Here is a 22,533-nt window from a genome sequence, read left to right on the forward strand (position 1 = left end):
GCAGGATGCGATTCGTCATGAGAAGAAAAGGAGCAGGACATGTACTCATATAATCTGTTCCGAAGTACGAAACTGGATGGCCTCGTCTGTGCCGTTCCGGAGGAGCGTAGCGTTCCTCCCTTCGTCGTGGAGCCGAACTGGCGGTTCGGCGGGCGGGTCCATGGTCAGGACGCTCCCTTGGGTTTCGACCGGAAAGCCGCCATGGAAGGCGTGCGTTTCAACGGCTTCTATCTTTTCGCCAGCTTCCAGAAAGATCAGCCGAGCCAATAGGCTCCTGAGCCCAATCGCGAGCATGTCTGGCCCTTTGGCCGGGCATGCCGACTGACAAGGCCATCATTGGAACCGGATCGACTCTTGATCTTAGGCGGCACCTGCTCTCTATCTTGCTGATCCTCGCGCCCGCCGCCCCGCATTGCCGATTCGATTGTGAACTCCTCCCTTGCTCTGATCTGGACCATTACGGCCGCCACGACCCTGCTCCAGGCGGGTAACGGTCTCCTGCAGGCCCTGATGCCGTTGCGGATGCAGGCGGAGGGCATTTCCGTCGCTTCCATCGGCGTCGTGGCTGCCGCCTATGGCGTAGGCTTCTCGACAGGCTGCTTCTTCGCCCCAAGCTTCATCCGCCACGTGGGCTATATCCGGGCTTTCGCCAGCCTGGCGGCCATGGTGTCCGTGCTGATCCTGGCGATGACCCAGGCTCATTCGACGCTGGCCTGGATCCTGCTGCGCGGGCTGACAGGCATCACGCTCGCCTGCATCTTCACCGTGACCGATGGCTGGATCAGCGCCCGGGCTACGTCGACTCATCGCGGGCGAATTCTCTCCATCTATATGATCTGCACCAAGGTCGCCCTGATGCTGTCCCCGCTCGGGATCAGTTTCGGCGATATCCGTACGGATGGATTGTTCATGGCGGTGAGCGCGCTGATCACGCTCTCGCTCCTTCCCATTGCGGCGACCACGACAAAGGAGCCGAATGCCCCGCAGGGGGTGCGGATCGAGGTCAGAAAGCTGTTCGCCACGGCTCCATCAGCGGTGGTCGGAGCCTTCGTGGTCGGTTTGGTCAATGGCCCGGTGATTGCGATTACGCCGGTCTTCGGCGTCAGCATCGGGCTGAGCCAGGATCAGGCGGCCGCGCTTCTCTTCGCCTTGCAGGCTGGGAGCCTCGCCATGCAATGGCCGCTCGGATGGCTCTCCGATCGAGCGGACCGGCGCTACGTGATTGCTGGCTTGGCCCTAGGCACGAGCTTGGTCTCGCTCCTGATCCTCTGGGCCAGTGCGCAGAATGCAAGCCTGCTGATTCTGTGGTCGTTTGCGGCCTGGGGTGGCCTTGCCCTGTGCATCTACTCGGTCTGCGTGGCCCATGCCTGCGACATCGTCGATCCCGGGCAGATCGTGTCCACCGTCGGCACCCTGCTGTTTTCCTGGGCGACCGGGGTGACCGTTGGTCCACTGATCGGGGCGCTGGCCATGGAGGTCCTTGGGCCTCAAGGTCTCTTCATCTATGCAGCCTTGGCCTCACTGGGATTGGCCGCCTTCATCGTGATGCGGATCATTCGCGTGCAGCGCCCGCCGGCCAAAGGCGGCTTTGCCGATATCGCCCCCACCAGCTCCGCCTCGGCGGGTTTGGCACCTCGGGCGGAGATCGGCGCCACAGGGGATCTGGCGCATAGCCCCGAACCTGAAGGCGAAGAGGCGGTTGATCAGAATGGAAGGTCGCCTGCCACACGGGTCGAGACATCGCCGTAGCGGTTGAGGCGCTTGTCGATCATGTCGTCGATCTTGCCGTAGACCTCCGCCACGCTGAGCTGGCGGGTTTTCTTGCCATCCTTGGTGAAGAACAGCGACTTGTTGGACTTCGCCGCGGCCGGGAAGGCGGCCGGCGCGCTCTTCTTCGGGGTGTCATCCACCAAGGCGATGAACTTGCTGGCGCTATCGACGCCGAAGAAGTGAGACATGTAGAATTCGGAACGATTGAGCTTGCGGCCAAGCTTTGCTTCAATCTTCGCCTTGTCGCGCTTCATCATCTCGGCGGCCATGAGGGACGAGATGTAAGGATTGCGGCGAAGCCCGAGAATATGCTCGCGCATGGTCTCGTCAGCCACGGCGAGCTTGCCGTCGACCCGCTCGATCGCCTGTGCTTCCGCATCCAAGCCGTGGGTGGGGCCGAAGGAGCGCACGACCTCGAGCCATGTGCTCGTGATGAACTGGAACAGGCCGACGGCCGAGGATGTCGAGGCCTTGTTGCCCGGCAGGAAGCTCGATTCCTTGTCCGCAAGAGCCATCATGTAGACAGGGTCAGCGCCGGTCATCTTGGAAGCGCGCAGGATCGTATCCACGATCCACACGGGAACGCGCATTTCCTCGAATTCCATGTGATCCGTGAGCTCCCGCGAGACGGGCTTGTCGTCCTCGCTGCCTTCCGTGGTCGGCGGATTGGTCAGAGGAATGGACAGGATGATCTGCCTTTGCAGGTAGGCCTGATTGGTCTCAGCTGCCGGCACTGGAGCGATAGCTTCGAGCGGATCAGCCGAAGCGGCATCGGTGACAGATAGAGTGAACGGCTGCGCGTGCTGATCCGGGATCCTGATGGACTTTTCGCCAGCATCGAAAGCTGCCGGAAGAGTTGACTTCTGCTCCGCGACGGAAGCGGATTGGGGCATGGCAGCGGTGCCGAGGGCCAGGGTCATGCAGGCGCCAAGGCCGAGCATCTTGGTAAGGTTGAGCAGGGTCTGACCACCTTGAAAGGTGGGGTGCTTCTGAGCCGTACGGCGGGTCTGGAAGCCGCCGTCCTTTCCGAAATCGAGACAAGTAGTCTTCTGCTGGCATGCGTCGCGAGACGCCGTCAGAGCAATCAGCATATGAAGAAGCCCCCTAGAATGCGCCGCTTCGCTGCCGAGACAGGTTTGCGGTTGTTCTTCGTTCAAGCGAGGTCAGTATGTGCGTGCCAGATATGTCCAGAATGGGTCAGCTTAACGGTGAATTTGGACTTTGTTCCCACGTGCGACCTTTTGCAACTATCCGGACGAAGGGGATAATCTTCAAGAATTCTCTAAAGTCTAAGGAAATACACGTTCGAAAACGCTTCTGAGACAGACGATTATCTCAATGTTGCGGGTCATTCCGCCGCACTTGGGAAATTGCTCAGCTTGCCCTGAAGCATGGCATCCTGCTTTGATTGTGAGGCCGCAGGCCTCAGCGAACAGGCTTCATAGGTGTTGGCGGATGATCTCGAAGCTTTGCGATGGCGGCCGTATCGGATGGGCCTTTCTGATCGGCTGCCTCTGGGGAATCTCTACGGCTGTAGCTCAGCCGAAGCCGCAGCAGGTCGCCTCCCTCAATCTCTGCACGGACCAATTGCTGCTGGCTCTGGCTGATCGTCACCAGATCGCATCTTTGAGCCGGCTTGCCCACGATCCATCTGTCTCTTTCATGGCAGAGCAGGCGGCAGGCCTGCCTCTGAACAAGGGTGGAGCAGAGGCTCTTCTGTTCAGCAGGCCCGATCTGGTGCTGACCGGAACCTACGGCCAGCAGGATCAGGTGGCCGTCCTGAAGCGGCAGGGCTTGGAGGTTCTCCAGCTTGGCCCCTGGCAGGGACTGACGGAAGGGCGCGAGCAGATCCGGCTCCTTGCCGGCCGGCTCGGACATGTGGATCGCGGCGAGGCCCTCATTGCCCGAATCGATGCGGCTTTGGATCGGGCGAAGGCTATTATCCCGGACGGGCGCAGCATTCTGGTCTACGAGCGGGGAGGGTGGGTGACAGATGCCCGTTCGCCGTTAGGCGAAGTGCTGACGCAGATGGGCTTCACGCTGCATCAGGAGGTTCTGGGTCAGAAAAACGGAGGCGTCGTACGCCTGGAGACGATCGTCATCACCCCGCCGGACCTGATGCTCGTCGATGCTGGGTCGCAGCAGGCGATCGACAATGGCACGGCTCTCTTCGCCCATCCCGCGCTGGCCGCCGCCGTGCCGCGCGAGCGGCGCCTCGCCGTTCCGGGCCGTCTCACGATCTGCGGAGGTCCCTCGACGCCTGCCATGATCGAAGCCTTGGCCGATGAGGTGAGGTCCAAGCTGCCCTGATTGTTGCCGTGTTCAGGCCAGTCTCAGATCCAGCCGGGGAGCGGGCTTCAGCAGGATGGGGCAGCCTGCGGCCACGAAGATCACCGCATCGCAGGCTTCCGCCATCTTCTGGTTCAGGCGGCCCTGCTCATCGCGGAAGGAACGCCCGAGAGGGGTCGAGGGGACGATGCCCTGACCCACTTCGTTCGAGACCAGGATGAGGGGCCCCTGGGCTTCCCGAGTCGCGCGGATCAGTTCATCGGCCTCACGGGACGGGTCGCGCTCGGCAAGCACGACGTTGGAGAGCCAAAGGGTCAGGCAATCGACAAGCACGGCCTTCTCAGGATTTGTCTGAGTCTGGATGGCCTGCACCAGCTCTAATGGGGCATCCACGGTCTGCCAGGAGCGGTCGCGCTCCAGGCGATGGAGAGCAATGCGCTCGCGCATCTCGTCGTCGAAGGCTTGCGCCGTCGCGATATAGATCCGCTGCGATGAGGTCTGCTCGGCAAGCTGCAGGGCGGTGCGGCTCTTGCCGGAACGCGCTCCGCCCAAAACCAGGACACGACGGTGGACGGGCATGGCCGGTCAGGCGCTCAGCCGGTTGACGGGAATGACCATGTGAACACGCAGGCCGTCCGGCCGCCACTCGCGCTCGAGGGTGCCCCCGAGTTGCCCGGCGATGCTGCGCTGGGACAGCTGCGTGCCGAAGCCCTCAAAGCTTGGCGGAGCGGCAATGGGCGGTCCGCCGCTTTCGGTCCAGAGGAGATCCACGTTCTCCTCCCGAAGCGTCCAATGGATGGTGAGCTCACCCTCCGCACAGGACAGGCACCCATATTTGGCCGCATTGGTGGCAAGCTCATGCAGAACCAAGGCAAGGCTCGTCGTCGTGTTGGAGCCCACGGCAACGCTGGGTCCTTCGATGGCGATCCTGTTCTGGCCAGACTGCCTGTAGGGCTCAAGGACAGCTTCGATCAGCCGGGAGAGCTCAACGTCGGTGCCGGAGCCCGGCTCTGTTGCGGATGCAGGCTGGACCAGCTCATGGGCGCGTGACAGGGCGCTGAGCCGCCCCCGCAGGGCCGTCGCCATTTCCTTGGTGTCTTTGGCCGTGCGGGCCGTCATCGAGACCATGCCGTTCGCGATGGCGAACAGGTTCTTCACGCGGTGATTGAGTTCCCTGGTCAGAAGCTTCTGCGCCTCTTCGAGCGTATGGCGCTCCGTGATGTCGCTGATCACGCCGTAAAGGCTGATGGCGCGGCGCGTGCCGCCGTCATTCACGTGAAGGGCTCGTCCGTGGGAACGGAACCAGCGGAGGCTCCCGTCAGGGAGCTGCGCCCGGTAGCGATTGTCGTACTTGCCATCCGATCCCGGGGCCGCTGCAGCGGCGATCCGTGTCCTCACATCCTCCCGGTCCTCGGGATGGATGATGTTCAAGGCTTCGTCGAGCGAGAGGCTGTACAATCCATTGTGAGGAATGTGGTAGAGCGCGCAGCTTTCCTCATCCCAGGTGATCTGGTTGTTATTCAGATCGATCTGCCAGGTTCCGAGATTGGCCGCCTCGAGAGCCAAACGATACTGGCTTTCGAGCATTCGGACCGCCTCGTCAGCCTTCTTCTGCTCGTCGATATTGGTACTCGTGCCGAACCAGCGGGTAATCTTGCCGGTGAGGTCCTGGATCGGAATGGCGCGGCTCAGGAACCATTGATGGTCGCCGGTTGCGTTCCTGATCCGGTGCTCCCACTCATACGCCTGCCCGGCATCTAGCGAGCGCTGCCAATGGTCCCGGGTCTGCGCCAGATCGTCCGGATGGATGGATTCCTGCCAGCCGTTTCCGAGAATCTGCTCGCTTGAACGTCCCGTATATTCACGCCAGCGGCGGTTGGCATAGTCGACAGATCCATCAGGTCGGGCCGACCAGACGAGTTGCGGCAGGGATTCCGCCAGAACGGCATATTGGGTCTCTGTATCCTTGAAATCCACGCAGAACTCCCGGGCCATCCATGCGGCCAAAGTCACTCACAAGCCGGCTTCGATCAGGGAAGCATTGTTGTAGGCCTTTTTCGAGGCTGACAACCCACATCCGCTCCGATGTGGATTTTCTCGGCCCAGAGAGTAGCGCCAGTCTTGCGAAACCATTAAAAGGCCGCCTGCGTCTGGTAGTTCTCCTCGCCAGCGCCTAGATGCAGGACAGCCCACGCACCCGCGGCCTTTCCTACGCTGAGGCTGATTGACAGTTTTCATGAACGATATGAGCTCCCGCCCGGTGTCTCCGCCGGAGATGTCATCTGCCGAGGCCCTTCAGCCGAAGGAGCGCCGCTCCCGCCGTTTTGCCTGGATCGGAATGGCAGCGAGCATTCTCCTGTTCGGCGCTTCGCTCGTCGTCCTCTGGCACATTGTGTCTGATATCGACATCAACGAGCTGAAATCCGCGTTCACGGCCGCAAGCTTCCGTCAGATCGGACTGGCGGTGCTCTTCACGGCGATCAGCTATGGCTTGCTGACCTGCTACGACGCCATTGCGCTCCGCCAGCTCAAGCTGCAGATACCCTACCGCACTACGGCGCTCGCCTCCTTCACGAGCTACGCGGTGAGCTTCACCCTGGGGTTCCCGCTGCTCACGGCCGGAACGGTCCGCTACTGGATCTATTCGCCCAAGGGTGTGAAGCCGGGACGGGTGGCGAGCCTCACCGTCATCGCCGGGGTGACCTTCTGGCTCGGCATGGCCCTCGTGCTCGCCTGGAGCCTGATCAGCAAGGCCGACGAACTGGCGAGCCTCGTCTACACCCATATCTGGATGAACCAGCTTGTCGGCCTGGGCGCGGCCGTCTTCGTCGCCGCCTACATGATCTGGGTTTCTCTCAAGCGCCGTTCGGTCAAGATCCAGGGCTGGAAGCTTGAGCTGCCAGGTTTTCGTCTGTCGCTTGCGCAGATCCTGATCGGCGCAGCCGACGTCTGCGCCGGCGCGGGCGTGCTCTTCGTGCTCCTGCCGGGCGGGCACAATCTCGGCTTCGAAACCTTCGTGGCGGTCTACATCTTCGCCGTCATGCTTGGGGTGGCGAGCCATGCGCCGGGAGGCCTGGGCGTCTTCGAGGCGACCATCCTTCTCGCCCTCTCGAGCTATCCGAGGGAGCCGGTTCTCGGGGCGCTGCTCCTCTACCGCCTGTGCTATTACCTCATTCCGTTCGTGGTCGCCCTGGCGCTCCTCGGCGGCTACGAGATCCGCAACCGGATCCGGGGAGCTCGGCTCGCTTTCAAGCCCGATGAGGATGAGGTCGCCGGAGCAGAGCTTGGCGGGAGATGACACCTGCGGGAGCCTGCCTTAAAGAAGGCGTGCAACCTCTCCGAGACCTCCTGTTCCATGAGCGCTCCCGACGATCCGACGCCGGAACCCAAACCTCAGGGCGCCGCGCTCTTGCGTGATGCAGCCCTGCGGGCTGCGGTGGTTGCGTGCTTCGTCATGGTGGTCGTCGCGCTGGTGCAGGGCAACGGGGATGCCTGGCTTCTGCTTTGGGCGGCCATCGCCATACTCGCGGGCTTTGTGGTCGCCGGGCCCAAGCGCAGCCTGGGGGTCGGAGCCCGGTCGCAGACAAGCAAACCCCAGCAATCGAGCATCGCCGAAGCCGTCCTGGCTCAGATCCCCGATCCGGTCATCCTGGTGGACCAGCGTGCCGTCGTCCTAGAGGGCAACAAAGCCGCGTACGGGCTCCTGAGCGGATTGAAGACCGGGCACCCTTTGTCCTTCGCGCTCCGTAGCCCCGACGTGCTCGACGGCATCCAGAGGGCTCTGGAGACGGGTGAACCTCTGAAAGTGGAGTATTCGGAGCGGATTCCCACCGAGCGCACCTTCGAAGTCCATCTCGGGCCCCTCCAGGCCGATGCGCCCAGCACCGGGGTCCAGGCCGGGGTTGTCCTGTTCTTTCGCGATCTCACCTCGGCTCGCCGGCTGGAGGCAATGAGGGCCGATTTCGTGGCCAATGCGAGCCATGAGCTGCGCACCCCGCTGGCTTCGGTGCTCGGCTTCATCGAGACCCTTCAGGGCCCGGCCCGCGATGATGTGAAGGCCCGGGAGCGCTTTCTCGACATCATGAAGGGGCAGGCCGAGCGCATGAAGCGCCTGATCGACGATCTCCTGTCTCTGTCCCGCATCGAGATGCGGGCGCATCTCTCCCCGACCCAGAATGTCGATCTGGCCTCCATCGTGTCCCAGATGATCGAAACCCTGTCGCCCATGGCACGGGAGAGGGGCGTCGTCATCCAGGCCAAGCTGCCAGGGCAGCCCATCCTCGTGCGCGGCGACCGCGACGAGCTCCTGCGCGTCGCCGAGAACCTGATCGAGAATGCCGTGAAATATGGCGAGAGCGGTGGCAGGGTGGACGTGGAGATCGCCAGCATCGGTCCCTCCCATGGCGAGCAGGGGCCCCACGTCACCTTTGCCGTCCAGGATTACGGGCCGGGCATCGCGCCCGAGCACCTGCCGCGCCTGACCGAGCGGTTCTACCGGGCCGATGTGGCGCAGAGCCGCGACAAGGGCGGAACGGGCCTGGGGCTCGCCATCGTCAAGCACATCGTCAACCGCCACCGCGGCCATTTCGATATTGCGAGCGAGCCGGGGCAGGGGGCACGTTTTACGGTGACATTGCCCGAAGCCCGCTCCTGACCGGGCGATTTTCCCAGAGACGAAATCGAGACCCCACAAGGGATCCTTTGGGGGTGTCATGTAATTGTCATCCAACTGTCGTAGAGGAGACATCCGTCGGGCCTAGCTGTCCCATCGCGTGACACGGCCCAGCGCTTTCAAGCCGCCTGTCACAGTGCATGAACAGGAGATTGACCCTTGAAGATCATGTCCTACGCCATTGCGGCCGGCCTTGCCGTCGCGAGCCTCACGACCACGGCCTCTGCCGCTGACATTACCGGCGCAGGCGCGACGTTCCCGTTCCCGATCTACGCCAAATGGGCCGAGGCCTATAACAAGGAAACGGGCAACCGGCTGAACTATCAGTCCATCGGCTCCAGCGGCGGCATCCGCCAGATCCGGGCCAAGACTGTCGATTTCGGCGCCACCGATGCTCCGCTGAAGGGCGAAGAGCTTCAGAAGGACGGCTTCGTCCAGTTCCCGGCGGTCATGGGCGGCGTGGTCGCCGTCTATAACGTTCAGGGCGTTTCCGCCGGCCAGCTGAAGCTGACGGGCGAAGTTCTTGCCGATATCTTCAACGGCAAGATCTCCAAGTGGAACGATGCCAAGATCGCGCAGGCGAACCAGGGCGTGACGCTTCCCAACGCCTCGATCACCCCGGTCTACCGCTCCGACGGATCGGGCACCACCAGCGTGTTCACCACCTATCTGTCCCAGGTCTCGGAAGGCTGGAAGAGCGGACCGGGCGCCGGCTCCTCGGTGCAATGGCCCGTCGGCCAGGGCGGCAAGGGCAATGAGGGCGTTGCCGCTCTCGTGAAGCAGGTGCCGAACTCGATCGGCTACGTTGAATATGCCTACGCCAAGCAGAACAGCATTCCGTTCGCCCAGCTCCAGAACAAGAACGGCAAGTTCGTCTCGCCGGAAGCCAAGACCTTTCAGGCTGCCGCCGCCAATGCCGATTGGAAGTCGGCCCCCGGCTACGGCATCTCGCTGACGAACCAGGCCGGCGACGAGGCTTGGCCGATCACGGCTCCGACCTTCATCCTCGTTCCCAAGAGCCCGGAGAAGCCGGAGCAGGTGGCCGAGGCCCTGAAATTCTTCGACTGGTCGTTCAAGAACGGCGACAAGATGGCTGTTGATCTCGACTATGTGCCGCTTCCCGCCCAGCTGAAGGATCAGGTGCGCGCGACCTGGAAGAGCGAGATCAAGAACGTTTCGGGTCAGCCTGTCTTCACGCAGTAATCTGACCTCGATCAACCAGCATAGCGGATCGGCGAATGGTAGCTCTCTCGCATGAACGTCTCGTTTCGAGCGCGGATGCTCCCGCTCGCCGGTCCTCTCCTCCAAGCTTCGATGCACTCTTCCGCTTAGCGAGCCTCGCATCGGCTCTTCTGGTGCTGATCGTGCTCCTTGGGATCATCGGATCGATGATCTACGGCGGAATGCCGGCCTTCCGTGAATTCGGCCTCGGGTTCATCACGTCAAGCGTCTGGAACGTCAACGAGGACCAGTACGGCGCCTGGGTGGCCATCGTCGGCACCCTGACCACGGCACTGATCGCCCTGGTCATCGGCGTGCCTTTGTCACTCGGTATCGCCATTTTCCTGACGCAGCTCTGCCCGCCCTGGCTGAAACGGCCGGTGGCGACCACCATCGAGTTGCTCGCGGCTGTCCCCAGCATCATCTACGGCATGTGGGGCCTCTTCGTCTTCGCGCCTCTGTTCGCGAATTACGTGCAGATCCCCGTCTCCAACATCGTCGAGGGCATGCCCATCATCGGCACCATCCTGTATGCCCGCACGCCCTCCGGCGTCGGCATCCTGACGGCCGGCATCATCCTGGCGATCATGATCATCCCGTTCATCGCCTCCATCGCACGGGACATTCTCGATCAGATCCCGTCCGTGCTGCGGGAGAGCGCCTACGGTATCGGCTGCACCACCTGGGAGGTTGTGCGCAACGTGCTCCTGCCGCAGGCGGGCGTCAGCATCATCGGTGCGGTCATGCTCGGGCTCGGCCGCGCGCTCGGCGAGACCATGGCCGTGACCTTTGTGGTCGGCAACGCCAACCGCCTGTCGGGTTCGCTCTTCGATCCGGGCTCCACCATCGCGTCGCGCATCGCCAACGAATTCAACGAGGCCATCGGCCTGCAGCTGAACGCGCTCATGGCGCTGGGCTGCATCCTGTTCCTGGTCACGTTCGCCGTGCTCGTGCTCGCCCGTCTGCTGGTGTCACGGGTGAAGGTAGGTTGAGGAGACGATGATGGACACCGCTCTGCAGCACCGGGCCTCACCCGAGCCGATGACGGCTCCTGCCCCCTGGGGGCGGGTGCGTCGCAGCCGCCATGTGGCCGACCGCGCCCTCAAGATCATCTGCACCCTGTTCACGGTTCTGGGCGCCTTCGTCCTCGGCTGGATCCTTCTGATGCTGCTCGTCGAAGGCATCGGCGGCCTGTCGCCGGCGGTGTTCACCGAGACGACGCCAGGACCGGGGAGCCAAGGCGGCGGCATCGCCAACGCCATCGTCGGCAGCCTCATCCTGACGGTTCTCGGCATCGTGGTCGCAACGCCCATCGGCGTGCTGGCAGGGACCTATCTTGCCGAATACGGCAAGAACTCTAAGCTCGCGGAGGTTATCCGTTTCGTAAACGATATCCTGCTCGCGGCACCCAGCATTCTCATCGGCCTGTTCGTCTATATGCTCATGGTGCAGCCCATGGGCGGATATTCCGGCTGGGCCGGGGGCGTTGCGCTTGCGATTATCGCCGTACCGGTGATCGTGCGCACCACCGAGGACATGCTGCGCCTCGTGCCGGGTTCGCTCCGTGAGGCTGGTGCCGCACTCGGCGCGCCCATGTCGACCGTCATTATCAAGATCAGCTGGAAGGCGGCGCGCGCCGGCATGGTCACCGGCGTGCTGCTGGCCACCGCCCGCATCGCGGGCGAAACCGCCCCGCTGCTGTTCACGGCCCTCAACAACAATTTCTGGTTCAACCCCAACCTGATGGGGGGGGTCGCCAACCTTCCGGTCATGATCTACCAGTTCGCCCTCTCGCCTTATGAGAATTGGCGCGAACTGGCATGGGCCGGTGCCCTCATCATCACCATGTCGATCCTGGCGCTGTCTGTCGTGGCGCGCCTGCTCCTGAGGAAGGATAAAGTCCGATGAGCACGATTGCCCTCAACACGAGCAGCGCCGTCGGAAAAGCTGCCGCCGGGAATGCCGAAGCGCCGGTGCGCATCGCCGTTCGAAACCTCAACTTCTATTATGGCGACTTCCGCAGTCTCAAGGATATCAACCTCGATTTTTACGACCGGCAGGTGACCGCGCTGATCGGTCCCTCCGGTTGCGGGAAGTCGACGCTGCTGCGCACGTTCAACCGTATCTACAGCCTGTATCCCGAGCAGCGCGCCGATGGCGAGATCCTGCTCGACGGCCAGAACGTCCTGTCACCGTCCATCGACGTGAACGAGCTGCGCGCCCGCGTCGGCATGGTGTTCCAGAAGCCGACGCCGTTCCCCATGTCGATTTACGACAACATCGCTTTCGGCATCAAACTCTATGAGAAGCTGCCGAAATCCGAACTCGACGGACGTGTCGAGGAGGCCTTGCGCAAGGCGGCTCTGTGGGACGAGGCGAAGGACAAGCTGCGTCAGTCCGGCATGAGTCTGTCCGGCGGCCAGCAGCAGCGCCTGTGCATCGCGCGCACCATCGCTCAGCGTCCCGAGGTGATCCTTCTCGACGAGCCGACCTCGGCGCTCGACCCGATCTCCACCGGCAAGATCGAAGAGCTGATCGAGCAGCTCCGCTCCGAATTCACCATCGTGATCGTCACGCACAACATGCAGCAGGCGGCGCGCATCTCGCAGTTCACGGCGTTCATGTATCTCGGCGAACTCGTGGAGTTCGGCCCGACCACGAAGATGTTCATGAACCCCGCTAAGAAACAGACCCAGGACTACATCACGGGCCGCTTCGGCTGATTGAAGCGGTTCACGGAGGACTTCCATGTCAGAGCATATCGTCAGCTCCTACGACGCCGATCTCCAGGGGCTCCGACAGCGCATCGCCGAAATGGGCGGTATCGCCGAGAAGATGCTGGTTGATTCCGTCGCCGCGCTGGCCCGCCACGACAAGCCTCTGGCCCAGACGGTGATCGCCTCGGACCCACGCCTCGATGTTCTCCATCGCGAGGTGGAGGAGAACGCCATTCTCACCATTGCCCGCCGTCAGCCCCTGGCGGTCGATCTGCGCGAGACCATCTCGGCGATCCGTATCGCCGGTGACGTAGAGCGCATCGGCGATCTGGCCAAGAACATCGCCAAGCGGGCGCTTGCCATCGGCGACGACTTCCAGCCGCACAAGATCGTGGTCGGGCTCCGGCACATGAACGACTTGGTGATGGGCCAGCTCAAGGACGTGCTCGATGCCTATGCGCAGAAGGACACGGCGAAGGCGCTCGACGTCTGGAAGCGCGATGGCGCCATCGATGCGCTCTACACGTCCCTGTTCCGGGAACTCCTCACCTACATGATGGAAGACCCGCGCAACATCTCGTTCTGCACGCATCTCCTTTTCTGCGCCAAGAACATCGAGCGCATCGGCGATCACACCACCAACATCGCCGAGACGGTCCACTACCTCGTCACGGGCGAGACGCTGGCCATCGACCGGCCCAAGAACGACCGGTCCATCGATGCATCGGTTGAAGCCGGAGTTTGATCATGGGGCCGCGCGTTCTGATCGTGGAGGATGAGGAGCCCTTGATGCTCCTCCTGCGCTACAACCTCGAGGCTGAGGGCTACGAGGTGGACAGCGTGTCCCGCGGCGACGAGGCGGAGATCCGCCTGCGCGAGCAGGTGCCCGACATCGTGCTGCTCGACTGGATGCTGCCCGGGTTGTCCGGCATCGAGCTGTGCCGCCGCATCCGCGCGCGGTCGGAAACCGAACGCCTGCCGGTGATCATGTTGACCGCCCGCGGTGAGGAGGGGGACCGCATCCGCGGCCTGTCCACCGGTGCCGACGATTACATCGTCAAGCCCTTCTCGGTGCCGGAGCTGCTGGCTCGGGTGCGGGCGCTCCTGCGCCGGACAAAGCCTGCCCATATCGCAACTCTTCTGAGAGCCGGCGATATCGAGCTCGACCGCGAAACCCACCGAGTGCGCCGCGCCGGTCAGGAACTTCACCTGGGTCCTACGGAGTTCCGCCTGCTGGAGTTCCTGATGCAGAGCCCAGGCCGGGTCTTTTCCCGAGAGCATCTGCTCAATGCCGTCTGGGGCCACGACGTCTATATCGACGAGCGCACGGTGGACGTTCATGTGGGCCGCCTGCGCAAGGCGATCAACCTGCCGCGCAAGCCTGATCCCATCCGCACCGTGCGGGGCGCCGGCTATTCCTTCGACGAGACCTTCGCGCGCGAGGAGCAGGCGCTGGAGGCCTGAACCGTAAGGATATTGAATAAAGAAAAGGGCCACGCTGATCGCTTCAGCGTGGCCCTTTTGCCTGATGGATGGATCGGCTTATGCCCTGGCGAGCCTGCGGTCGCGCTTGCGGTCGGCGACCGGCTGGTAGGCGACGCGGGCATGATGGGTGCAATAGGGCAGGCCGGTGATGGAGCGGGCGCCGCAGAAGCGGAACTCGGGCTTGGTCGGATCGCCCATGGGCCAGCGGCACATGGACTCGCGCAGGTCCATGATGGTCACGCGCTCGGAGACCGGAACGGCAAGGTCGTCCTCGATGTAGACGCTCGGCTCCTGAGTGACGGGCTGGAGGGCGATGGGAGCGACGACCACATTATTGGGATGCGGCTGAGGCGGCAGGGGAGCCGGGGCGCTCGGCGCACGGGTGGCCTTGCGGGGGCGGGCGGTCGCAGTGGAAGCGGCAGGCTTGGCATCCTTGGCGCGGCCGGACAGGCCGAGGCGGTGAACCTTGCCGATCACTGCGTTACGGGTCACGTTGCCAAGCTCGGCGGCGATCTGGCTCGCGCTCAAACCATCGGTCCAGAGCTTCTTGAGGAGCTCGACCCGTTCGTCCGTCCAAGTTGCGCCCGCATCTATCATTTTTAACCTGCCTCCATCGGAGGCGGCCCTCAAACACTCAGAATCCCGGATGCCTCGCGGACAGGGTTTTGATGTCCGACCGCGTTGCGAGGGTCGCTCCTGAGGGTGATTGCCGCCGCACGAATGATGTACTCGACTGACCTGAAGTTACAGGATGGGTGGACTCGGGCGCAAGAGTCCCCGAACAAGCCCTGCCGTTTTCCCCAAGGAACTCACCTTTGGTAAAAATTCCTTGTGATGAGTCACTTCATTTCTCTTGAATTGACAGGGTCCCGCACCTCGGTAGAATCCCCAGCCGTGCCGCCCCCGCTGGGGCGGCGCTTTCTTTTTCGGACCCGGGTGCGACCTTGGGTCCTTGGAGGCGGAGACAACCTGTGACATCGCCATTGCTGCCGACTTACGCACGCGCCGAGCTTTCCTTCGAGAAAGGGGAGGGGCCCTGGCTTTTCGGCCGAGATGGCGAGCGATATCTCGATTTCGGGGCCGGCATTGCGGTCAATGCCCTCGGTCATGCCCACCCGCACCTCGTGCAGGCCCTGACGGAGCAGGCTTCCAAGGTCTGGCACACCTCCAACCTCTTCCAGATCCCCGAGGGTGAGCGGCTGGCCAAGCGTCTGGTCGAGAACACCTTTGCGGACGTGGTCTTCTTCTCCAATTCCGGCGCCGAGGCCAACGAGGCCGCCATCAAGATGGCCCGCAAATACCATGCCGTGAACGGCCATCCGGAACGCTTCCGCATTGTCACGTTTGAGGGTGCCTTCCATGGCCGGACACTGGCGACCATCGCGGCCGGCGGTCAGGCCAAGTACCTGGAGGGCTTCGGCCCCAAGGTGGAGGGCTTCGATCAGGTTCCCGTCGAGGATCTCGACGCCCTGAAGGCGGTGATCGGTCCTGAGACCGCGGCTCTCATGATCGAGCCGATCCAGGGCGAGGGCGGCATCCGGACCGTCTCGAACGCTTTCCTGCGCGAGCTGCGCAATCTCTGCGACAGCCACGGCCTTCTCCTGATCTTCGACGAGATCCAGACCGGCGTCGGGCGCACCGGCAAGCTCTTTGCCTATGAATGGACCGGCGTGACGCCCGACATCATGGCGGTGGCCAAGGGCATCGGCGGCGGCTTTCCGATGGGCGCCTGCCTGGCTACGGCTGAGGCCGCCAAGGGCATGACGGTTGGCACCCACGGCACCACTTTCGGCGGCAACCCGCTCGCCATGGCTGTGGGCAACGCGGTGCTCGACGTGATCCTGGAACCCGGCTTCCTGAAGGAGGTCGAGCGCAAGGGCCTGCTGCTCAAGCAGCGCCTTGCGGAGTTGAAGGATCGCCATCCGGGCGTCATCGCGGATGTGCGCGGCCACGGCCTCATGATGGGCCTGCGCATTGTCGTGCCCAATACCGAGTTCATTGCCGCCGCCCGGGCCGAGAAGCTGCTCGTGATCGGGGCCGGCGACAACGTGGCTCGCCTCCTGCCGCCGCTGATCATCAGCGATGCGGAAATCGGCGAGGCCGTCAAACGCATCGAGGCCGCCTGTGCGGCCATTGAAGCTGGGCAGCAGTCGGCCCGGCTGGGAGCAGCCCAATGAAGACTCGTCATTTTCTCGACCTCAGCGACTTCTCCGGAGCGGAGATCCGGGGTCTTCTGAACATTGGCTCGGAGATCAAGGCCAAGCGCCGCCGCGGTGAGAGGGCTAAGGACCGCCCGCTCGAGGGCAAGGTCCTGGCGATGGTCTTCGACAAGCCCTCCACCCGCACCCGCGTCTCGTTCGACGTCGGCATGCGCGAGCTTGGCGGTGAGACCCTGATGCTCACCGGCAAGGAAATGCAGCTCGGCCGCGGCGAGAGCATCGCCGACACCGCGCGGGTGCTGTCCCGCTACGTGGACGCGATCATGATCCGCACCCTGGACCATGCGATGGTGACCGAGCTCGCCCAATACGCCTCGATCCCGGTGATCAACGGCCTCACCAAGATGACGCATCCGTGCCAGATCATGGCCGACATCATGACCTTCGAGGAGCATCGCGGCCCCATCGAAGGCAAAACCGTTGCCTGGACGGGCGATGCCAACAACGTGCTCGCCTCCTGGGTGCACGCGGCGGCGCGCCTCGATTTCACCCTGAAGATCGCGTCCCCGCCGGAACTTGCTCCCCGGCCGGAGCTTTTGTCCTGGGCGAAACAGGAAGGGGCCAAGATCAGCGTGACCACCGATGCCTTCGAGGCCGCCGAGGGCGCCCACGCGGTCATCACCGATTGCTGGGTGTCCATGGGCGACGACGACGAGTTCCGCCGCCAGAACCTGCTCAAGCCCTATCAGGTCAACGGCAGGCTCATGGGCGTGGCCGACAAGGAGGCTGTCTTCATGCATTGCCTTCCCGCCCATCGCGGCGAGGAGGTGACGGATGAGGTGATGGACGGTCCGCAATCCGTGGTCTTCGACGAGGCCGAGAACCGGCTTCACGCACAGAAAGGCATCCTGGCCTGGTGCCTCGGAGCAGCAAGCGCATGAGTTCAGCCTCGTTCGAAGGACATGACGACATCGTTCTCCCCTTCGCGGTCGAGCCCCTCGATGTCCGCGGGCGCGTGGTGCGTCTCGGCCCTTCCATCGATACGATCCTGGCCCGGCATGGCTATCCCGACAGGGTGGCTCGCGTCATCGGCGAAGCGGCGGCACTGACCGTGATGCTCGGGGCGTCCCTCAAGCTCGAGGGGCGCTTCCAGCTGCAGACCAAGACCGACGGCATCATCGACATGGTGGTGGTGGACTTCAACGCGCCGGACCGCCTGCGTGCCACGGCCCGCTTCGACAAGGACCGGCTCGACGCCTTGGATTCAGCCTCCGTGACAACGGGCGAGCTTCTCGGCTCCGGCTATCTCGCCATGACCATCGACCAGGGCTCCGATCGCAGTCGCTATCAGGGCGTCGTCGCATTGGACGGCCAAGGCTTCGAAGAGGCGGCGGACCAGTATTTCCGCCAGTCCGAGCAGATCCCGACGCAGGTGCGCCTCGCCGTCGCCGAGCAGTTCGAGAACGGGCGCCACACCTACCGGGCCGGCGGTCTGATGATCCAGTTCCTGCCCTCGTCTTCGGAACGCCTTCGGCAGGCGGACCTGCATCCCGGCGACATCCCGGAGGGACATCCCTCCAACGATCTCGCGGCTCCGTCCGAGGACGATGCCTGGATGGAAGCCAAGTCGCTGGTCGGCACCATCGAAGATCACGAGCTGATCGATCCGGCTGTTTCTAGCGAGACGCTGCTCTATCGCCTGTTCCACGAACGCGGCGTGCGTGTTTTCGAGGGGCAGCACGTGCATGAGGAATGCACCTGCTCGCATGAGCGGATCATGGGCATGATGCGCCGCTTCTCTCCGGAAGACCGCCGCGACATGGTGGGCGACAACGGCCGCATCGGCATCACCTGCGAGTTCTGTTCGCGCTTCTACGATCTCGACCCGGTCGAGGTTGAAGCCGCGATTGCGAAGTCGGAAGCTTAAGGTAGCTTTCTGTCATGTTGCAGACTTTCGTCATGCCCGCACGTGTTGCGGGCATCCACGTTTTTGGTGGCGCGGTGTCCTAAAGACGGGGATGGCCGGGACAAGCCCGGCCATGACGCGAGGATGAATCTCAGGAACTCGCGCACGCAGCCGCGAGCCGCCGCATGAAGGCCGCGCCTGCCTCAAGCTGGTCCAACGTGATGTATTCATCCGGCTGATGCGCCTGATCGATGGAGCCGGGGCCGCAAACGACAGTCGGAATGCCTGCCGCCTGATAGTGACCTGCCTCCGTGCCGAAGGGGACAGTCTGCGTGTGGTTCTTGCCGGCAAGCCGGAGGGCGAAGATCTCCGCGAACGATCCCGGCTCCGGTGCAAGGCCCGGCACCGCCACCTCAAGCTTCGTCTCGACTCGTCCGAACTCTCCGAAGCGGTTGAGGCGCTTGAGCGCGACCTCCTCCACAAACTTGGTGAGCCGGTTCGGGATCTCTTCCGGGTCGAGACTCGGCAGGCCGCGGAACTCCCAATGGAAGCTGCAGGATTTTGACAGGATATTGCGCGCCGTGCCACCTGCAATCGTCCCCACATGCACGGTCGTGTAAGGCGGATCGAAGCGCCCGCTGGTGTCGCCGCGCTCCATCATCTCGTCGGCGATGCGATTGAGCTCTGCAATCAGCTCGGCCGCCGTCATCACGGCGCTGGCACCGAGATAGGGCTTAGATGAATGCGCCTCGAAGCCGTGCACCGTGGTGCTGAAGGTGACGACGCTTTTGTGTGCATCGACCACTTCGAGCATCGTCGGCTCTCCGACGATGGCGGCTTTTGGCAGCGGCAGATCGTGACCGAGGCGCCGGATCACGTCGACCACACCGAGGCAGGTCGTCTCCTCATCATAGGACAGCAGGATGTGAATCGGTGTGGTGAGGTCCGCGGCCTGGAACTCCGGGATCAGAGCCAGGGCGAGCGCATCGAAAGCCTTCATGTCCACCGCGCCGCGTCCATAGGCGCGCCCATTTTCAACTCTTAGCGTGAAGGGATCCGTCGTCCAGGTCTGTCCCGTCACTGGCACCACGTCCGTATGGCCGGAGAGGACGATCCCGCCGCGATCCTGCGGGCCGATCGTTGCATAGAGGGCCGCCTTGTCGCCCGCCTCGTTCGGCACCCGCACATAAGGCACATCCCAGCTCTGCAGGTAATCTTCCACGAAGTCGATGAGCGGCAGATTCGACTTCGAGCTTACCGTGTCGAACGACACGAGCTTCGCCAGCATTTCGAGCGGCGTGAGCCGCTGGCCTTTGGATGACATTGGGGAACCTCAGTGCAGCACGCGCTTTGTGCGCGGAATATCGAGTGAGAAGGCCGGGATTTCGGCGTCGAAGGTCTCGCCGCCCGCGGTCTCCATCAGGTAGGTGCCCTGCATGGTGCCGCTCGGCGTGGTCAGAGGACAGCCGCTTGTATAGCTGAAGCTTTCGCCCGGTCCTAGTACCGGCTCCTCTCCGACCACGCCCGTGCCGCGCACCTCCTGCACATGGCCGTGCTCGTCGGTGATCTGCCAGTGGCGGGCGCGCAGCTGGACCCGCTCCAGGCTCGTGTTGATGATTTCCACCGTATAGGCAAAGAAATAGCGGCCGTCGTCAGGAGAGGATTCTTCGGGCATGTAGCGGGGTGTCACCGTCACAGAGATGCCGCGGGTCACAGCCTTGTACATGAGCTGCCTTCAGCCAGTAGAGGAGTTCGACCGGACCGTGGTAAGGCCCTCCTTACACCTCGTCAATCGAGGCCAAGGAGAACGGGCCATGCTCGACGGATGGGTGCGACGCAGGATCGATCCGCCGCTGGATCGGCTGGGGCAGGGCTTGGCGCAGGCCGGCATCTCCGCCAATGCCGTGACTCTGGCAGGGCTGGGAGTGGGACTGGCTGCAGCCCTCATGATCGTGCTTGAACTTGAGGCTGTGGCGCTCGCCCTCTTCGGCCTCAACAGGCTCCTCGATGGCCTCGATGGCGCCATTGCCCGTTCGACCCGGCGCACGGACCGGGGCGGCTTTCTCGACATCGTCCTCGATTTTGCCATTTACGGGGCCATTCCTCTGGCTTTTGCTCTGCGCGATCCGGGCACCTTCGCTCTGCCGGCGGCGGTCCTCCTGTTCTCCTTCTATGTCAATGGAGCGAGCTTCCTCGCCTTCGCGGCTGTCGCCGCCAAGCGCAGTATGACCAGCGATGTCCGGGGCATTAAATCCATCTACTTCACGGCCGGCTTCATGGAGGGCACGGAAACCATCCTGTTCTTCGCTGCCATGATCGCGCTCCCGGGGCATTTTCCGGTGCTGGCTTACGCATTCGCCGGGCTGACCGTGATGAGTGCGCTCGCCCGCATCACCCTGGCTTGGCACGCCTTTCGGGATGAGCCTATTGAGGAAAGCGATTGAGAATTCCGTAACAAGGCTTAGAGGATACTGTCAGGCTCAATATTTCAAGGACGGCAGGGCTCTCGGATGACGGACATGGTTGCGTTGAAGGACGGAATCCAATCGGCTGATGCCATCATGCGCCTTGCGGAAGCGGGAGCCATCAAGCCCGAGACGCCCTTCGCGTCCGATCAGATCCAGCCGGCGAGCTTGGATCTCCGATTGGGCCGAAGGGCCTATCGCGTCCGTGCCAGCTTCCTGCCGGGGCGTAACCATACGGTTCAGGATCGCCTCGACCAGCTGAGCTTCCATGAGATCGACCTGAGCCGGGGTGCGATCCTGGAGACCGGGAGCGTCTATATCGCGGAGCTCCAGGAGGAACTGGCCCTGCCGGAGAATCTCTCAGCGGCGGCAAACCCCAAGAGCTCGACGGGCCGCATCGACGTCTTCACCCGCGTCATTACCGATCACAGCCAGGAATTCGATACCATTGGAGCCGGCTATCGCGGTCGCCTCTACGCCGAGATCTCGCCGCGCACCTTCCCGGTGCTGGTCCGGACCGGCACGCGCCTGTCCCAGTTGCGCCTGCGCAAGGGCGAGGTGCGCCTGAGCGATGCAGAACTCTTGGACCTTCATCAGCGCGAGCGGGTGGTGACGTCCGCCGAGCCCTCGATCCAGGATGGCGTGGCGGTCAGCGTGGATCTTGCCGGCTTTGGGCCGGACAACCTGATCGGCTATCGGGCCAAGCGGCACACGGGGCTTGTCGATGTGGACAAGCCGGGCTCCTGCCGCGTCGCCGATTTCTGGGAACCGCTTTACGCGGATTCATCCCGCACCCTGATTCTGGATCCGGGGCAGTTCTATATCCTCGCCTCCAAGGAGGCGGTGCATGTTCCGCCGGATTACGCCGCCGAGATGGTGCCCTTCGATCCTCTCGTGGGTGAATTCCGTGTTCATTATGCAGGCTTCTTCGATCCGGGCTTCGGCCATGCGGAGGCAGGAGGGGAGGGGGCCCGGGCCGTTCTCGAAGTGCGCTCCCGCGACGTGCCGTTCATCCTGGAGGATGGACAGATCGTCGGTCGCCTCGTCTATGAACGCATGGCCGAGCGGCCCAGGGTGCTCTACGGTGCCGGGGTAGGCTCGAACTACCAGGCCCAAGGGCTGAAGCTCTCGAAGCACTTCCGCTGATCCTTTGAGCTGGCCCCCTTGCAGGGTCGCCGAAAGACCGGATATGAATAAAGGCGCGCGGGCGTAGTTCAGAGGTAGAACGTCAGCTTCCCAAGCTGAATGTCGTGGGTTCGATTCCCATCGCCCGCTCCAAAACCTTTCACATTTGAAGCAAAGGCTGGCGGAACGGCGTTTCCGTTTACCTTGGCTGCCAGGGAGAGAGGAAAAAGGCTTAGTTGCGCGGCTCCCGGGTGTTGACAAACCAACCGTGAATCGACATATCCGCAGCCCCGCCGGAATTCAGTTCGGGCGAGCTTCAATCTTAAAAGACGCCGACGCTGCCGAGGTCTCCGGATCACGCTGTTCTTTCGGGTCTTGATCGGTGATCCCAGAGGGATCTGATCTGCGGCACGAGCCATGAGCGCCAGTATATGGTAGTTCTCCATGGCTCCTCTGACGAAACCGAGAACGTTTCAGATCGATGTCATTGATCTGGATCAAGTAGACGCAAAGACGAAAACCGTCTTTGCGAACGATGAAGCTTGTCGTACTATTGGATCCTGACGCTAGGCGACGCTAATTTCGAAAAATCTTCGGAAAAAGATGTTGACCTAGGGAAGGGGTTCGGATAGAACATCTTCATCGACGGCGGCCACTGAGTGGCTGGCCTGACGGGGCCTTGAGGATCCTGAGCGCTTTGGGCGACTGGGATGGTTTGAGGTTC

Annotated in this window: 22 protein-coding genes and 1 tRNA gene; 17 read left to right on the plus strand and 6 right to left on the minus strand. The window is 63.0% G+C overall.

Features of this window, described 5'->3' with window-relative positions; genetic code table 11:
• The first annotated feature begins 39 nt into the window (after positions 1–39).
• The gene (locus FHR70_RS23230) at positions 40–270 is read left to right on the plus strand and encodes a hypothetical protein (RefSeq protein WP_183454712.1); all 231 of its coding nucleotides are present in this window, start codon (positions 40–42) and stop codon (positions 268–270) included.
• Between the two features lie 156 nt (positions 271–426).
• Positions 427–1,749 carry an MFS transporter gene (locus tag FHR70_RS23235; protein ID WP_183454713.1) on the plus strand — a complete coding sequence of 441 codons (1,323 nt, stop codon included), beginning with the start codon at positions 427–429 and terminating at the stop codon, positions 1,747–1,749.
• On the opposite strand, the gene FHR70_RS23240 is transcribed toward FHR70_RS23235, so the two are convergent.
• Positions 1,704–2,861 carry a transglycosylase SLT domain-containing protein gene (locus tag FHR70_RS23240; protein WP_183454714.1) on the minus strand — a complete coding sequence of 386 codons (1,158 nt, stop codon included), beginning with the start codon at positions 2,859–2,861 and terminating at the stop codon, positions 1,704–1,706. The genes FHR70_RS23235 and FHR70_RS23240 overlap by 46 nt on opposite strands.
• Before the next feature lie 364 nt (positions 2,862–3,225).
• Between FHR70_RS23240 and FHR70_RS23245 the strand changes: the two genes are divergently transcribed.
• Positions 3,226–4,080: an ABC transporter substrate-binding protein gene (locus FHR70_RS23245; protein WP_183454715.1), complete on the plus strand. Its 855-nt coding sequence runs from the start codon at positions 3,226–3,228 to the stop codon at positions 4,078–4,080.
• Between the two features lie 12 nt (positions 4,081–4,092).
• Here the strand turns inward: FHR70_RS23245 and cobU are convergent, their stop codons facing one another.
• Both cobU and FHR70_RS23255 read right to left on the minus strand, forming a co-directional pair.
• Complete coding sequence (gene cobU / locus FHR70_RS23250) at positions 4,093–4,638, minus strand: bifunctional adenosylcobinamide kinase/adenosylcobinamide-phosphate guanylyltransferase (RefSeq protein ID WP_183454716.1); 546 nt, start codon at positions 4,636–4,638, stop codon at positions 4,093–4,095.
• 6 nt (positions 4,639–4,644) lie between these two features.
• Positions 4,645–6,036: a PAS domain-containing protein gene (locus FHR70_RS23255; protein WP_183454718.1), complete on the minus strand. Its 1,392-nt coding sequence runs from the start codon at positions 6,034–6,036 to the stop codon at positions 4,645–4,647.
• A 259-nt stretch (positions 6,037–6,295) separates the two neighbouring features.
• On the opposite strand from FHR70_RS23255, the gene FHR70_RS23260 reads away from it, so the two are divergent.
• From FHR70_RS23260 to phoB, 8 genes are all read left to right on the plus strand, one after another.
• Positions 6,296–7,357 carry a lysylphosphatidylglycerol synthase domain-containing protein gene (locus tag FHR70_RS23260; RefSeq protein WP_183454720.1) on the plus strand — a complete coding sequence of 354 codons (1,062 nt, stop codon included), beginning with the start codon at positions 6,296–6,298 and terminating at the stop codon, positions 7,355–7,357.
• A gap of 57 nt (positions 7,358–7,414) precedes the next feature.
• Complete coding sequence (locus tag FHR70_RS23265) at positions 7,415–8,713, plus strand: ATP-binding protein (RefSeq protein WP_183454722.1); 1,299 nt, start codon at positions 7,415–7,417, stop codon at positions 8,711–8,713.
• 177 nt (positions 8,714–8,890) lie between these two features.
• Positions 8,891–9,934 (plus strand): phosphate ABC transporter substrate-binding protein PstS, encoded by a 1,044-nt coding sequence (pstS, locus tag FHR70_RS23270; protein WP_183454724.1) that lies wholly within the window; start codon positions 8,891–8,893, stop codon positions 9,932–9,934.
• 35 nt (positions 9,935–9,969) lie between these two features.
• Complete coding sequence (pstC, locus tag FHR70_RS23275) at positions 9,970–10,944, plus strand: phosphate ABC transporter permease subunit PstC (RefSeq protein ID WP_183454726.1); 975 nt, start codon at positions 9,970–9,972, stop codon at positions 10,942–10,944.
• A gap of 10 nt (positions 10,945–10,954) precedes the next feature.
• A complete protein-coding gene (pstA, locus tag FHR70_RS23280) occupies positions 10,955–11,860 on the plus strand; it encodes a phosphate ABC transporter permease PstA (RefSeq protein ID WP_425487898.1) in 906 nt (301 codons plus the stop codon).
• The gene (pstB, locus tag FHR70_RS23285; protein ID WP_183454728.1) at positions 11,857–12,675 is read left to right on the plus strand and encodes a phosphate ABC transporter ATP-binding protein PstB; all 819 of its coding nucleotides are present in this window, start codon (positions 11,857–11,859) and stop codon (positions 12,673–12,675) included. The genes pstA and pstB overlap by 4 nt, the downstream gene beginning before the upstream one ends.
• A 25-nt stretch (positions 12,676–12,700) precedes the next feature.
• A complete protein-coding gene (gene phoU / locus FHR70_RS23290) occupies positions 12,701–13,414 on the plus strand; it encodes a phosphate signaling complex protein PhoU (RefSeq protein WP_183454730.1) in 714 nt (237 codons plus the stop codon).
• Between the two features lie 2 nt (positions 13,415–13,416).
• Positions 13,417–14,133: a phosphate regulon transcriptional regulator PhoB gene (gene phoB, locus FHR70_RS23295; protein WP_183454732.1), complete on the plus strand. Its 717-nt coding sequence runs from the start codon at positions 13,417–13,419 to the stop codon at positions 14,131–14,133.
• A 78-nt stretch (positions 14,134–14,211) separates the two neighbouring features.
• Here the strand turns inward: phoB and FHR70_RS23300 are convergent, their stop codons facing one another.
• The gene (locus FHR70_RS23300; protein ID WP_183454734.1) at positions 14,212–14,751 is read right to left on the minus strand and encodes a GcrA family cell cycle regulator; all 540 of its coding nucleotides are present in this window, start codon (positions 14,749–14,751) and stop codon (positions 14,212–14,214) included.
• A 374-nt stretch (positions 14,752–15,125) separates the two neighbouring features.
• Here FHR70_RS23300 and FHR70_RS23305 point away from each other — a divergent pair, with 374 nt between their 5' ends.
• The 3 genes from FHR70_RS23305 to FHR70_RS23315 are packed head-to-tail and all read left to right on the plus strand — an operon-like array spanning position 15,126 to position 18,240.
• Positions 15,126–16,331 (plus strand): acetylornithine transaminase, encoded by a 1,206-nt coding sequence (locus tag FHR70_RS23305; RefSeq protein ID WP_183454736.1) that lies wholly within the window; start codon positions 15,126–15,128, stop codon positions 16,329–16,331.
• The gene (gene argF / locus FHR70_RS23310) at positions 16,328–17,254 is read left to right on the plus strand and encodes an ornithine carbamoyltransferase (RefSeq protein ID WP_183454738.1); all 927 of its coding nucleotides are present in this window, start codon (positions 16,328–16,330) and stop codon (positions 17,252–17,254) included. The genes FHR70_RS23305 and argF overlap by 4 nt, the downstream gene beginning before the upstream one ends.
• Positions 17,251–18,240, plus strand: coding sequence for an Hsp33 family molecular chaperone (locus FHR70_RS23315; protein ID WP_183454740.1), 990 nt, complete (start codon positions 17,251–17,253; stop codon positions 18,238–18,240). Before argF ends, FHR70_RS23315 begins: the two co-directional genes overlap by 4 nt.
• A 130-nt stretch (positions 18,241–18,370) precedes the next feature.
• Here FHR70_RS23315 and argE read toward each other — a convergent pair whose 3' ends face one another.
• Positions 18,371–19,543, minus strand: a complete 1,173-nt coding sequence (argE, locus tag FHR70_RS23320) for an acetylornithine deacetylase (RefSeq protein ID WP_183454742.1) — start codon at positions 19,541–19,543, stop codon at positions 18,371–18,373.
• A 9-nt stretch (positions 19,544–19,552) separates the two neighbouring features.
• A complete protein-coding gene (apaG, locus tag FHR70_RS23325; protein ID WP_183454744.1) occupies positions 19,553–19,945 on the minus strand; it encodes a Co2+/Mg2+ efflux protein ApaG in 393 nt (130 codons plus the stop codon).
• A gap of 88 nt (positions 19,946–20,033) precedes the next feature.
• On the opposite strand from apaG, the gene FHR70_RS23330 reads away from it, so the two are divergent.
• The 3 genes from FHR70_RS23330 (at position 20,034) to FHR70_RS23340 (ending at position 21,962) form a co-directional block, all read left to right on the plus strand.
• Positions 20,034–20,663: a CDP-alcohol phosphatidyltransferase family protein gene (locus FHR70_RS23330; protein WP_183454747.1), complete on the plus strand. Its 630-nt coding sequence runs from the start codon at positions 20,034–20,036 to the stop codon at positions 20,661–20,663.
• Between the two features lie 66 nt (positions 20,664–20,729).
• Positions 20,730–21,830, plus strand: coding sequence for a 2'-deoxycytidine 5'-triphosphate deaminase (locus FHR70_RS23335; protein WP_425487899.1), 1,101 nt, complete (start codon positions 20,730–20,732; stop codon positions 21,828–21,830).
• Between the two features lie 57 nt (positions 21,831–21,887).
• Positions 21,888–21,962, plus strand: a tRNA-Gly gene (locus tag FHR70_RS23340).
• The last annotated feature ends 571 nt before the right edge of the window (positions 21,963–22,533 follow it).

The sequence above is a fragment of the Microvirga lupini genome (assembly GCF_014191055.1).
Taxonomy (GTDB): Bacteria; Pseudomonadota; Alphaproteobacteria; order Rhizobiales; family Beijerinckiaceae; genus Microvirga; species Microvirga lupini_A.